The following is a 13034-nucleotide window of genomic DNA, read 5'->3' on the forward strand; positions in this document are numbered from 1 at the left end:
GCAGTGGGTTTGGGCTGAGTAACGGTTTAATCACCGTGTTCAAGCGAACCAGTTAGCGGATGGCTACCGTTTCAACTGGCGGTTTCGGTACAACTTCATGTTGCAAATACCGTTTAAAGGCGAAACTATTCAGCCTGGTATTCTCAACTTTACTGTACAGGATAAAGTCTATGTCAATGCGGGCAAACAGATCACGTATAACTACTTTGATCAGAATCGCTTTTTTGTTGGACCATCATATCCTTTCCGTAAGAACCTGACGGCGCAGCTTGGCTACATGAACCAGTATGTTCAACAACCTTCGGGCAGTGTACTGATCAGTAACCATACCGCACGGCTGTTCGTGTTGCATACGCTTGATCTGCGTAAGCAGCCATAACGATCAGGAAGAGGTAAAGCTTCGTTAACCCAGCGGTTTAGCGGAAGTAGCCGGTTAGTTCACCGTAAGCCAGCACATGCCCTTTCATAGCATCCAGAACCGCTTGCTTATCAGGAGCGCTGGAAAAAGTCAGGAGCTCGTCCAGTGCGTAGACGCGAAATACGTACGCATGCCGGCCAACGGGTGGGCAGGGGCCAATGTAGGTCAGATCGCCGGTTGAATTCTTACCGGTTTTGCCACCCAGCATACGCATCTGCTCAACGGACAGGCCTTCGGGTAAACTGCGCACAGAAGCCGGTAAATTGTAGATAACCCAGTGCGACAAATTATAGATGGGAAAAACGGGAGTCGGTACGTCGTAGTCCGTCATCAGCACTACGTACGACTCGGCATGGGGTTGGTCGCCTTCCCACATCAGAGCCGGGGATGCCTCCTGCCCTTTGCAGCTACAATTGATGGGCATGTCGCCATTGGGTGGAAATGACCTGCTGGTTACAGCAACCGTTTTCCTGAGCGCAGCATGATACGTCTGTTCATCCTGACGTTGGTTTTTTGCCCGGATATGCATCACAGCCGCCACTGATCCACAGATAAGTAAAATACCCACAAACACCCAGAGGAGGACACGCATAAAAAAGCCGGTTAAATACGTTATCGTATCTATCCGGCTAATTTATAATAAAAACTTTGCTAAGTTTCCGGTTTCCCAACCTGTTTGTGGGCCCATTCACTCATATTAGTAATACTACTTAAGCGTAATTCTACGTGTCCTATCTAGGCGGCCCGGCTACTTTGCGGCCGACGTAACGTTGCAGAACGCAGTGGCTGCGTGTTCGAGCGGGCTTCTTCAATCACCTGTTCAGAAACAAGACCGAGGTGGTTCGCCCGCTTCAGTACGTAGTCGAACGGTAAATTGAAATAATTCGCCACTTCACTGCGGAACGAATCGGGAAACTTCGACAGGCGTAGGCCAAAGAACTTACGCACTTCATCCTCCGGCAGCATAGCGGCTAAGGCTACCCGTTCGGCCTCGACCAGCAGTTCCAGGCGTGATGGGTATAAATACTCTAAGCCAATAGAGGCCGTCAGGATGTTGAGAAACAAGTTCTTATACATCGCCGACAGTTCGGCGGGCAGGATAATCCAGCCTTGTTCCCGAAACTTAGCCGAGAAACCAGTAAGTCCCTGCTCACCGCGAATCTCTCCGGCAATAATCTCGTTGGGGAAACGCAGGCGGTTTGCCTCACTTTCGCGATCAGCCTTTTGCAGCCGAAACACAACCGCTTCTACGGGGCTTTTATGAAACAATAAGTCAGCGGGCATGACGCGGGTGCTTTCCCACTGGTCGGTCATGCGCATAAACAGACTTTCGTTCACCGGCAAGTTCTCGGGGTTACCGAGGCTGATAAGCATCCGGCGGAAAGCCGCCAGAAAATCGATCTGGAGTTGATTCGGATTAGTGCGTCCTCGCTTCATGCGGTTGAGGAAACTGGGCCTTGGTTTTGGAGCCAGAACCCAGCGTCATTAGTATGGTTGTTGATTGTAATTGAGGAGGTAAATTTAAGCAATAAACCGCTGAAAACAAAGGAGTAACGCAGACTTAATACGACAAAGCTATTTATCAGAAAACAGAACTGAATTCGCCAATAATCAGGCAATTAAACTGGTGGCGGGATCGTTCAACTGGCCAATGTTCTAACCAACCTGTAATGAAGAGTATGCATTAACCACCAGGCATCAATAACCTCTTCCAACGCAGGCAGAGACTAGTTCTTTACGTTAAAAAAGCGATGGTCAGAAAACCACCACTTTTTTAACGTTTGCTACGCAGCAATCCAGCTGGTCATAAACAGATATCGACTGGCCTAATCTTGCTCCATTTTATTCAGGATTAGCCTGGAGCTTCTACACAATGGCCCCCATCAGCGGGTCCGTCTTCGAAGGTGCTCCCGTTTCAACGTGCCCGGCGAATCGCTCCTCAAAGCTGTTGTTACCGCTGATCCGCACGCTTACATCATACCAGTCGTGCTGCTTACTCAGGTCAATCGTTACGTTAGTTTTGGCTCCTGCGGCCAGCCGCACCTCTTTCGCTTTCGTTTTATAACTGTTGTCGACCAGGGTCAGCGTATGGGCTTTCGTGTCGTGGTTCTGGAACATCAGCAGCAGGTTACCCGTCAGCTTGCTTTGTCGCAGGCGCTGGGCCTCGTAGCCGCACTCGATCTGAAGCAGGGAATTCTGTTTACTACCCATAAACTCCCGATAAAATCCGTTAGGACCGTAGACACGCAGATGGTACTGACCAGCTTCAAAGTCCTGCGTCGACCAGTCATCCCGCAAGGTATCCCCCGCGACTACCGAGTAATCCCAGGCGCGCATCACTTCACCCTGATACGGCCGGACGGCGTACACCCGGAACGGAGCTCCCGCAGCCTGCTTTCCAAATACTACGTTGCCCGCCTTGAACGTCAGCCCAAACGGTTGCGTATCCAGCCCGGCAACTCGGTTCACGTACAGTTCATACGGCAATGCACAAGCTGACCGGATGCCTTTTTCCTGCTGCGGAAAGTGGGGCGACTGCGCAGGCTGGCTGTTGATCTGGGTAATGTCGGCGGCTGCCAGTTTTTGATAATCAGCAGGTGCATTTTTGAACTGAGCCTGGTGAATTTCCTCCAGAAATGGCCCGCGCTCCAAGAATTTAGGCTGCGTAATGGCCTCGCCGTTGTAAGGTCGAAAAGTTGATGTCAGGTCTCCGCAGATGGTACGTCGCCAGGCCGTGATGTTTTCTTCCCGGATAGTCTTCCCGGTTTTCTTCGCCAGAAAATGCTCCAGAAACTGTAATGACGAGGTATGATCGAACACTTCGGAGTTTACGTACCCACCCCGCGACCAGGGCGAGGCAATAATCATCGGAACCCGGTAACCCAGCCCAATAGGACCTTCGCGCAGGCCGCTCGTCTGCGCCGACGGGTTGGTCTGCTGCTCCTTCGTCACAAAATCGAGTCGGGGGTCGATACCCGCCGAGACTTTGCCGGTATGCTCTTTGTACGGATTAGGCACTACGTAAGGCGGCATGTGGTCGAAGTAGCCGTCGTTCTCATCGTAGGTGATGATGAAGATGGTTTTCTTCCAGACCTCCGGATTTTGCAGCAGAATCTCCATTGCTTCGCTGACGTACCAAGGACCAAACCACGGCTGGCCGGGATGGTCCGAGAAATGAGCTGGTGGCATGATCCACGATACGGTTGGCAGCGTGCCGTTCTGCACGTCCTGCCGGAACTGGTGAAATACGTCGCCTTTGGGTACGTTCAGCGTCCGTTCGGTACCGCCGTCGGTGTAAGCCATCGCTGCCAGTTCATGGAAGAACGGGTCCTGGCGGTTTGTTACAAATGCACTCTCGTGCAGTTTTTTGGCCTCATCCGATAGCTTTGCGTAGCCGTCGGCGGTATAGCGCTGCTGCGCCGTTTCGATGTTGGTCAGCAGTTTGCGGGCAGCCGTTAGCTTTTGGCCGGTCTTTTCGTCGGCCGGGCCTTTTTCCAACTCAGCGATCAACTGACGCACCGATTCGTTTTTGACCTGTAAGTTGGCAATACCCCCTTCGTGCAGCCGGACGTTGTACTGCTGATAATATTCCAGAACGTTGGTGCCGAAGTTGCTGAGCCAGGCGCTTTCCTCTCCTTTCAGTCCGTAGCCCATGGTAATCTCGTTCTGGTACACCTTCCAGGGAATACCGGCCGCCTGAAGTCGTTCGGGGTAAGTGGTCCAGTTGAGTGTCGGGTATTCGTAGTTACTGACGTTCCAGAGATGAGCCACGGCTTCCGGCTCGTTCTTTTCACGTACCGTTCCCGTCATCCAGTAGTGGCGGTTGGGGTGCGTACCGGTGATACTAGAGCAGAAATTATGGTCGCAGACCGTAAAGGCATCGGCCAGTGAGTAATAGAACGGGAAGTCCTGACGGTCGCAGTAGCCCATTGTCAGGGGCATATCGGCAAAGGCTTTGTTATGGGCTTTCTTTGTTTCCAGCCACTTGTCGTATTTGCCGTCGTTCATGGCGTCGGTCTGGTCGGTCCAGCCGTGGGGCAGCGATCCCATCCAGGCTACCTTCGTGTCTTTCACGTTGAGGTGAAATGGCCCGTACGTATCGCCCTTTGCATTCGTTTGCAGCCAGACGGTGTTCTTGTCCGGTAACTGAATGGCGCGGGGGTCGTTGAAACCTCGTACACCCTGCAACATACCCAACTGGTGGTCGAACGAGCGGTTTTCCTGCATCAGAAATACGATATGCTCGGCGTCGTAGAATGTACTGCCTGGTTCAGGCGCAATCGCCAGCGCTTTCTGAATCACGGGAGGCAGCGTCTTATCAAACAGACCGGCACTTGACAGTAAGGCTGCTTTTTTGAGAAAATCGCGACGATTAGCCATTGGGTGGGTTATTAACGGTTATAAAGTGGTTATTTGATACATCGTCATTGGTAGCCATCGATTGTAAAAATAACGATGATTACTAAATGACGACGAACCTGCTAATGGATTCATGACTAAGTGCTTAAAACAAGTAACGGGCTCCCAACTGAACCGAATAGGGCGTCCCGTGCTTCCGGGTCGTGCCCGCGTTTTCGTTGACGCGGTAGCTGTACTGGCGAGTGGTGGGGTTGAAGCCGGTTGGTGTCAGCAGCGTCTGGTTACTGTCTTACCCAAAAGGGTTGCCTGGAGATATAAAAAAACGTTGCATCGCTTTTAGTGATGCAACGTTCACGGATGTATACGTAACGGAAGCAGCTGAATTAGTCCCGCGATACGGTGCTGGCCCCCGACACTTCGGAGTTTACGCGGGCACTGCCCCGGTACCGTACTTTGCTGGCTCCGCTGGCTTTCACGTTTAGCGCGTCGGTAACCTGCACGCGGGCATTGCTGGCTCCTGATACGTCCAGTTCGGCCTGGTTGACTGGAAATTCGTACGCATCCAGTGTACTGGCACCCGATAAACCACCCGACAGCCGAGTTCCGTTACCGGTAATTATTAACTGCGACGCTCCGGAAAGATCGTGGCTTACCCGGGCGGCATTCACGCTCACCGCAGCTTTGGAAGCGCCGGACAGCTTTACGTCGAGTTCGTTCAGGTTCGTAAAGCCAACAATCGTTGACTTCACGGCGCCGGAGAAATCAACCGCACGTACCGTCGGCATTGTAACTGTGAATACAGTCTTGTACCGCTGTTTACGGTTGTAGTTACGGTATTGCGCGTTGAGCGTTGAACTCCGTACGTTCACATCCAGATCATCCACATCTGTTCGATTGCCCCGTACCTCAACCTGGTAGATATTGCCAAATCTGACGTCAACCTGAAATCCGCTACCCATAGCTAATTTATTGAAGTCAGCCAGCGAATAGGTGCGCGTTACTTCCTCATACGGCCCGATGTCTTCTTTGCAGGACGCCAGAAAGGTCAGCAGAACTAGTAAAGCAGTGTAAAAAGTGGCTTGTCGTTTCATTGTCGTGTGTCATTCGTTTTGATGGCACAAAGTTCTGACTGCCTTTCCGATGGCGAAAGCATGACAAGCTGAATCTACGCATTACCGCCCCGAACCCGATAAATTACCTGATGAACAGCACTACCGAAATCCGTTGGCGAGTCGCTTTACGAACTAGCGGATACGTATTGAAGCTATAGGTATCGACGTATCAAACGAATGGGGGTTCAACAAGAAAGCCGGGACACGTGTCCCGGCTTTCTTGTTGTTTGGATTATTCGACCGTCACGGACTTAGCCAGATTCCTCGGCTGATCGACGTTTCGGCCGCGCATCACGGCAATGTCATACGCCAGCAGTTGCAGCGGGATCACCGAAATTAAGGGCATCAGCACATCGTGTACTTTCGGGATTTCAATGGTAAAATCGACCATACCGGGCAGGTGCGTATCGCCCTCGGTTGTGATGGCAATGACCCGCCCTTTACGCGCTTTCACCTCCTGAATGTTTGAAACCACTTTTTCGTACGAACTATCCTGTGTAGCAATGACCACGACTGGCATATCTTCATCAATGAGGGCAATCGGACCGTGCTTCATTTCCGCAGCCGGATACCCTTCAGCGTGGATATAGCTGATTTCCTTTAGTTTAAGCGCTCCTTCCAGCGCAACGGGGAAGTTCAGCCCCCGGCCCAGGTAAATGAAATTCCGGGCGTAGGTGAAGATGTACGCAATCTCCTTGATCTTATCGGCGGCCTTTAAAACCGATTCTACCTTCATCGGGATACTTTCCATCTCGACCAGCAGTTGACGGAACAGCGAATCCGAAATGGTACCTTTCCGTTGGGCAGCGGCCAGGGCCATTAACGTAAGCACCGTTACCTGCGCCGTAAAGGCTTTTGTACTGGCCACGCCAATTTCCGGACCAGCGTGCGTGTAGGCCCCGGCATGTGTTGCGCGGGCGATGGACGAACCCACTACGTTGCACACGCCAAAAATGGTTGCTCCTTTCGACTTAGCCAGTTCGATAGCCGCCAACGTATCGGCGGTTTCACCCGACTGCGAGATGGCAATCACAATGTCGCCTTCTTTAATGATGGGATTCCGGTAGCGAAACTCCGACGCGTACTCAACCTCAACCGGAATCCGGGCCAGCTCCTCGAAGATGTATTCGGCTACTAAGCCCGCATGCCACGACGTACCGCATCCAACAATAACAATACGTTTCGATTTGGCGAGCTTATCGAGATAATCACGTAAACCACCCAGCTGGAGCATTCCCTCGTCGGCCTGCACCCGCCCCCGCATCGAATCGGCAATGGACCGGGGCTGCTCAAAAATCTCTTTCAGCATAAAGTGGTCGAAGCCACCTTTTTCAATCGCTTCCAGCTCCAGCTCAATCTTATGCACGTACGGCGTCGTGGTCGTGTTATCGAGCGTTACCACCTTCAACGCTCCGTCTTTAATAACCGCAATTTCGTAATCGTTGAGGTAGATCACGTTTTTCGTATACTCAACTATCGGGGTGGCGTCCGACGCCAGAAAATATTCATCCTCGCCGACGCCAATCACTAAAGGCGAGCCTTTACGAGCAGCAATAAGCTGGGTTGGATCGGCCTCGTTCATGACCACGATGGCGTACGCGCCAACCACTTCCTGCAACGCCAGCCGTACGGCCTCTTCTAACGTACCGGCATCCGATGCCCCGGCCTGATTTTCCCAGATGTCTTCGATAAACTGACCCAATACTTCGGTATCCGTTTCACTGCTAAACGTATGCCCTTTCTTGAGCAGCGCCTGCTTAATGGACGCGTAGTTCTCAATGATTCCGTTGTGGATAATAGCCAGCTTCCGATGAAAGGAGTAATGCGGATGAGCATTCACGTCGTTGGGTTCACCGTGGGTTGCCCAGCGGGTATGCCCCATGCCAATGGTGGCGTGCGTATCCTTTGTAGCCAGTTCCTGCTCAAGAGCCGCAACCTTTCCTTTCTTCTTGAAAACCTGTAGCCCCTGACCGTTCATCAGGGCGACTCCGGCGCTGTCGTATCCCCGGTATTCGAGTCGTTTCAATCCTTTTATGACCAGCGGACAGGCTTCACGATGTCCGACATAGGCAACAATACCGCACATAAATGATGAGTAAGTTAAGCGTCTATTCCCGGCTCCCAATGACTACCGGGTTCAGACAGGGTGATGATATTAACGTTAAAATAAATACAAAAAGCCGGGTAATCCGGCTTTTTGTAAGTGAACATACCGACCAACTATTTCGAGGTCGTATAAAAAACAACAAGTTTCACACTGGCATTACCATCCAGCGCCAGGCGCCAAATCCGGTCTGTCAGGTACTGCTGAGTGGTATTGGTAAGACCACCGGATGATGTCGGTGAAAACAGAGGTCCACCTGGTGTCGTAATTACTAATCCTGTATTTGGACTAAGGCCTGAGACAACCGACTGCAGATAACCACCAATGCTGAAGGTATAAGTGTTCGTCCGCTCATCGCGAAGAGGGGCCTGCACATCGGCAAAACTACTGATCAGCCGATTCGATGGCCCACTTGTGGGCACGGCGAACAGGAAGTTGGCCGTTGCATCGCGACGAAGCCGGTTCTGCTCATCCACTTCAGCCAGCACCAATTGCGGTGGATACCCCAGAAACGCATTATTGGGCTTGGTAGGCGTAATGATCAGGTCGGCCCGGTTGATAGCTACCCGGCCGGATTGTACCAGATTCTTCAGATAAGGAAACGAAAGCTTCGTTGTAACACCGGCAGCGGGCTGAACGAACAACCGGTCGTTTGTTGCCGCAGCGGGCAGACTCTTGCTACGTTGCAAGGCAGCCAGGGGCGTTCCGCTCCGGTCGGCTGTAATCTGATTGAATCGTTTACCCGCCAGAAAGAATCCATAGACGCGCGTCGTTTTCTCGCCAGCAACGTGATAATATACGACCACGGCCGACCCTTGCGAAAATCCTACCACAGCTGCCTGGTCAGTGCCGGTCGTGGTTAGCATCAGGCCACGCGGAAACTGCGACCGGAACAATGCGGAATTGGCCGCTTTTCCGGCATCGGTGTTCGCCAGAGCCATTAGATCACGTCCATACGAATCAGGTAAAGGCAAGCGGAACGACAATGAATCCGTTGTATTGGGCCGCGGCCGGATCGTCTGCCGAACCAAAGGCTGGGCTTCAGCCGGTATACTGCTGCTGATGTCGTAGTTAATCCGGGTATTTAAACTGTCCGTCAGCCAATACACCTGCAACTCCTGCGCCTGCGTGGTATCGCCATAGGCGAACCGGTTATAATCCAGAAACAAGCGGGTTGAGTCCAGTATGATCCGGTTGGCCGGCGTAGCCGTTGTCGTCGACGAATCGTTCACCACAAAATCGCTGGTGGTCAGCAGTTGCACAAATGCCCGCGACTGAACTTTGCCGAACACGGGGTCCGCATACCGGCCAACCATTAGATTGCTCTGGTCGTTACTACGTACTGAATCAAACCGGATCGTTTCGCGGACGATAGTCACCGTATCGGTATATGAAACATCTACCGGTGTGGTAGGTGGTAATCCAATTTCCTTGGGTTCTTCACAGGCCAGAACGCCCGCTACAGTAACGGCCAGTAAAGCAAGTGGAGTGCGACCCCAGCTACCCAGCCAGTTGCGTATAGAGGTTATAATAACGTTCGGCGACATCTTCATCTTCGGCAGCATCAAATTTATGTTCGGGTAAATCAGTTAAAATTGCGTTCAGGCTCTCGCTCGACTCTTCTTCGGCGCGAACAACCGCGTCGGCGTAGGTGCTACCGATGCGAATAAAACCCTGAAAGTCTGCCGTCTTCAATTCTGCCAACATCTCATCATCAATATCCATCATGCGCGCTTTCTCAATGATGTCTCCTTCAAAGCGGTGCTCAAATGCGTTGTTATAGACCGTAAAGACCGATTTGGTGTCTTTAAACATCGGATCGTTTTTGTAGGTCGTTTTCAGGTAAAGCGGAATCAGGGCCGTCATCCAGTCGTTGCAGTGCACGATGTCCGGTGCCCAGCCGAGCTTCTTCACCGTTTCCAGCACACCTTTGCAGAAGAAAATGGCGCGCTCATCGTTATCTTCATAGAAGCGGTTCTCTTTGTCATGGAAAACGTACTTCCGCTGGAAATAGTCTTCATTATCGATAAAATACACCTGTAATTTGGCCGTTGGAATAGAAGCTACCTTGATAATCAACGGCTTTTCTTCATCGCCTACGGCAATGTTGATACCTGACAAGCGCACTACTTCATGCAACCGGTTTTTGCGTTCGTTGATTAGTCCGAAGCGCGGCACCAGAATTCGGATTTCCATCCCCCGCTCCTGCATAGCCTGCGGCAGTTTGCGGACGAAGTCAGCGACATCAGACGTTTTCAGGAAAGGATTGATTTCGCTGGCAACGTAAAGGATACGTAGTTTGCTCATAAGTATACGGGAAGCGTGTGTTGTCTTTGAAAACTAAAAAACTTGCAAAATTATACAATTTTTTCCCGTATTTCAATAAGATTTGTGCAAAAAAAGAGGAGTGAGAAGTCAGGAGATAGGAGTGAGAATGCTGCCGCAACATTGCGTTACCGGACGAATTCTCACTCCTGTCTCCTGACTTCTCACTCCTACACGAATCATGCACCAATTCGACTCCATTGCTTCTCTACGTCAGCATCTTATCCCCTTACGATCTGCCAATACTATCGCTTTGATACCTACGATGGGGGCTTTGCACGAGGGCCATATCAGTCTTATCGAAACCGCCAAACGTGAGAACGATCTGGTCATCAGCAGTGTATTTGTCAATCCGGTTCAGTTCAACAATGCCGACGATCTCGCCCGCTATCCACGCACCCTCGACAGTGACCTGAAGCAACTTGAAACAGCGGGCTGTGATGTGGTTTTTGCGCCTTCAGTGGAAGAGATGTATGCCGAATCGCCGGTTATGAAGTTGAGCTTTGGAGATCTGGAAACGGTTCTGGAAGGCGCATTTCGCCCTGGACATTTCAATGGCGTAGGCATTGTCGTAGCTAAACTGTTCAATATTGTGCAGCCCGACCGGGCTTATTTTGGCCAGAAAGACTTACAGCAGGTAGCCGTGGTCCGCCGACTGATTCGGGATTTAAGCTTTCCGGTTGAACTGGTACGTTGCCCAACGATCCGTGAAGCGGACGGACTGGCGATGTCATCGCGAAACCGCAATCTCACCCCTAACGAACGCGAACAGGCTCCGACTCTCTTTAAAGCCCTTACCCTCGCCCATGACCTGCTGACCGAAGGCCAGAGTACTTCGCAGGCTAAGGCTGCGGTGACGGGATTCTTCAGTACCAATCCTCACTTTCGCCTGGAGTACGTCGAGATTGTGAACGCCGATACGTTACAGCCCGTGAACGAAGTGCTGGCACCGGGACAAACCGCCATTTGCCTGGCGGCCCACCTTGGCAAGGTTCGACTGATTGATAATCTGGTGTTTTAATGTAAAAAGCTGACGAAACGGGTAAACCCAGTTTATTTACCCGTTTCGTCGTTTGATGCATCGACGGGTTTTGATTCGGGTGAACCTTTCTGGCGCAGGTAAATCGACAACACCACAATGGATAGATAGTACGGAAAGAAATTCGCTTTGCCAGTTCTGCAACGATTGGAACCAAAACTCACTGGTTCCCAGAAATTGCCACAGGCTCAGCATTTCTGTTTTGCCTTTCAACAGTTGTTCTGTATTGTATTGCTTTGCAAAATGAGCGTGCATGAGTTAGACAACTATGTTTAAATCAACTTAAGAAAGGTGCTCTTTAACACTTACACAGCCACGACCAAAGCGCCAGTGATTGGTCAACTTTTCTGTACTAATTTTAAGGTTTTCTCGTCTCGTTTACCATCAAAATATGTATCGATTACGTTCTGAAAGACAGGATCAGCGTTTTCAACTAAGCTGAATAAGGTCATACACGAGTTTAATTTCACGTCATCAGGGCTTCCAAAAATCTGATAAGCTGTTTCCCCTTCAACAGTGAGCAGGACCTCGGCTATCTGGACAAGCCGATCTCGTAGTAATGGATGTTGAAGGTAAAGTTCTGCTTCCTCCAGGTTTTGAATAGCATAAAATCTGGAGGTCTCGCTGAACCCGAGACCGGCTATTTGCGGAAAGATATACCACATCCAATGGCCTGTTTTCTTTCCATTTTTCAGCTCGTTAAAAGCCGCCTGGAAGGTTCCTTCCTGAGCCGTAACGAAACGGTCTAAGTCATACGCCTGAGCCATACAGTTTCGAGTTATGGTTATAAATGCAAGGTTGAACGTACTGTTTCTTCTGATGCGTGAACGGTTAGTGCAATACGTTATTCAACGATCCGGAACACCATTTTGGCCTTCTCCCGAGAGAGCGAGTTGAAGTGCCACCACTCGAATTCGATTCGGCTGAAGCCGCCTTGGAACCGATCAAAGTCAATCGCCAACGACTGCAAGCCGCCAAAGCCGAGTGGGTAAACTAATCGGACACGATACCTTCCGGCGCTTTTTAAAAGCTAGGGTGGACGATATAAACGGATTCGCAAGCGACGCCCTGCCCTTTGGAAGCTTTAGCCCAAGAAGAGAGAATCGATATTTTCTATGGGGACGAGAGTCAGGTCAGCAGATAAAGTGCGGGCACCGGAGCAAGCCACTATTTGTCTGACGACCCTTCTTGAGAAAGTCCGGTTGATCGATAACCTAATGCTATGAACAAGAAGAGCCTACCTACTACATCCATTTTAGTTTGAAATGATAAAACGCTTCCTACGCACTATGACCCACCGCCCCTCTAAACGGCGAGCACAAGTTATCCAGGTGGCACTCCCAGAGCCAACGTGTGCATAAAAGAATACGGCTTTGTCAAGCTGCTTACTGACGACGACGGGCGACACCTTAATATAACCTAGTTCGTCGTCGCTTAGTACTTTCAGACTTTTTGTTAATTTGACCTCCACCCGTTGATTTGATAGTAAACTAAGGTCGTCGTTGGTAATCGGTTGCAATTTAACATTACTAGCATAATCAACGAGTGTATTGAACGTTGAGTCCAACCCAATCCGAATACGACGATGCATTCCCTTTATCGAATCGTTGGAGCTATTTTGCATCACATAAGCCTTGTAATGAACCATTCTCGGCTTTTCTGAAAAATCGCGAGGCC

10 protein-coding genes and 2 pseudogenes are annotated in these 13034 nt (G+C 50.8%); 2 read left to right on the forward strand and 10 right to left on the reverse strand.

What is annotated here, in order from left to right; all coding sequences use genetic code 11:
- Nucleotides 1-91: 91 nt before the first annotated feature.
- Nucleotides 92-379: pseudogene (locus tag ACYVBJ_RS17640) on the forward strand (DUF2490 domain-containing protein); the annotation flags it as partial.
- A 37-nt stretch (nucleotides 380-416) separates the two neighbouring features.
- Here ACYVBJ_RS17640 and ACYVBJ_RS17645 read toward each other — a convergent pair.
- The 7 genes from ACYVBJ_RS17645 to ACYVBJ_RS17675 form a co-directional block, all read right to left on the reverse strand.
- On the reverse strand, nucleotides 417-1010 hold the full coding sequence (locus ACYVBJ_RS17645; protein WP_460983629.1) for a YbhB/YbcL family Raf kinase inhibitor-like protein: 594 nt from the start codon (nucleotides 1008-1010) through the stop codon (nucleotides 417-419).
- Nucleotides 1011-1153: 143 nt separating this feature from the next.
- A complete protein-coding gene (locus ACYVBJ_RS17650; protein ID WP_460983630.1) occupies nucleotides 1154-1855 on the reverse strand; it encodes a hypothetical protein in 702 nt (233 codons plus the stop codon).
- A gap of 429 nt (nucleotides 1856-2284) precedes the next feature.
- Nucleotides 2285-4798: a phosphocholine-specific phospholipase C gene (locus tag ACYVBJ_RS17655; RefSeq protein ID WP_460983631.1), complete on the reverse strand. Its 2514-nt coding sequence runs from the start codon at nucleotides 4796-4798 to the stop codon at nucleotides 2285-2287.
- 362 nt (nucleotides 4799-5160) lie between these two features.
- Complete coding sequence (locus ACYVBJ_RS17660; RefSeq protein ID WP_460983632.1) at nucleotides 5161-5868, reverse strand: head GIN domain-containing protein; 708 nt, start codon at nucleotides 5866-5868, stop codon at nucleotides 5161-5163.
- A 253-nt stretch (nucleotides 5869-6121) separates the two neighbouring features.
- Nucleotides 6122-7975, reverse strand: a complete 1854-nt coding sequence (gene glmS, locus ACYVBJ_RS17665; RefSeq protein WP_460983633.1) for a glutamine--fructose-6-phosphate transaminase (isomerizing) — start codon at nucleotides 7973-7975, stop codon at nucleotides 6122-6124.
- Nucleotides 7976-8109: 134 nt separating this feature from the next.
- Nucleotides 8110-9558: a DUF4270 family protein gene (locus ACYVBJ_RS17670; RefSeq protein WP_460983634.1), complete on the reverse strand. Its 1449-nt coding sequence runs from the start codon at nucleotides 9556-9558 to the stop codon at nucleotides 8110-8112.
- A complete protein-coding gene (locus tag ACYVBJ_RS17675) occupies nucleotides 9494-10300 on the reverse strand; it encodes a glycogen/starch synthase (protein WP_460976247.1) in 807 nt (268 codons plus the stop codon). The genes ACYVBJ_RS17670 and ACYVBJ_RS17675 overlap by 65 nt, the downstream gene beginning before the upstream one ends.
- A 199-nt stretch (nucleotides 10301-10499) precedes the next feature.
- Here ACYVBJ_RS17675 and panC point away from each other — a divergent pair, with 199 nt between their 5' ends.
- Nucleotides 10500-11339 (forward strand): pantoate--beta-alanine ligase, encoded by an 840-nt coding sequence (gene panC, locus ACYVBJ_RS17680; RefSeq protein WP_460983635.1) that lies wholly within the window; start codon nucleotides 10500-10502, stop codon nucleotides 11337-11339.
- 32 nt (nucleotides 11340-11371) lie between these two features.
- Here panC and ACYVBJ_RS17685 read toward each other — a convergent pair whose 3' ends face one another.
- The 3 genes and pseudogenes from ACYVBJ_RS17685 to ACYVBJ_RS17695 form a co-directional block, all read right to left on the reverse strand.
- Entirely contained in the window at nucleotides 11372-11521 is a 150-nt protein-coding gene (locus ACYVBJ_RS17685; protein WP_460983636.1) for a DUF6766 family protein, read from the reverse strand.
- Nucleotides 11520-11612 (reverse strand): annotated as a pseudogene (locus ACYVBJ_RS17690) (DUF6766 family protein); the annotation flags it as partial. The gene ACYVBJ_RS17685 and the pseudogene ACYVBJ_RS17690, both read right to left, overlap by 2 nt.
- Nucleotides 11613-11695: 83 nt before the next feature.
- A complete protein-coding gene (locus ACYVBJ_RS17695) occupies nucleotides 11696-12124 on the reverse strand; it encodes a DUF1810 domain-containing protein (protein WP_460983637.1) in 429 nt (142 codons plus the stop codon).
- Nucleotides 12125-13034 lie beyond the last annotated feature (910 nt).

Source organism: Spirosoma fluminis (genome assembly GCF_054778895.1).

Coding starts and splice junctions, on each gene's coding strand:
- ACYVBJ_RS17650 (WP_460983630.1), bottom strand. CDS start 1,855: ATGAAGCGAGGACGCACTAATCCGAATCAACTCCAGATCGATTTTCTG.
- ACYVBJ_RS17655 (WP_460983631.1), bottom strand. CDS start 4,798: ATGGCTAATCGTCGCGATTTTCTCAAAAAAGCAGCCTTACTGTCAAGT.
- ACYVBJ_RS17675 (WP_460976247.1), bottom strand. CDS start 10,300: ATGAGCAAACTACGTATCCTTTACGTTGCCAGCGAAATCAATCCTTTC.
- ACYVBJ_RS17645 (WP_460983629.1), bottom strand. CDS start 1,010: ATGCGTGTCCTCCTCTGGGTGTTTGTGGGTATTTTACTTATCTGTGGA.
- ACYVBJ_RS17660 (WP_460983632.1), bottom strand. CDS start 5,868: ATGAAACGACAAGCCACTTTTTACACTGCTTTACTAGTTCTGCTGACC.
- ACYVBJ_RS17695 (WP_460983637.1), bottom strand. CDS start 12,124: ATGGCTCAGGCGTATGACTTAGACCGTTTCGTTACGGCTCAGGAAGGA.
- ACYVBJ_RS17670 (WP_460983634.1), bottom strand. CDS start 9,558: ATGCTGCCGAAGATGAAGATGTCGCCGAACGTTATTATAACCTCTATA.
- panC (WP_460983635.1), top strand. CDS start 10,500: ATGCACCAATTCGACTCCATTGCTTCTCTACGTCAGCATCTTATCCCC.
- glmS (WP_460983633.1), bottom strand. CDS start 7,975: ATGTGCGGTATTGTTGCCTATGTCGGACATCGTGAAGCCTGTCCGCTG.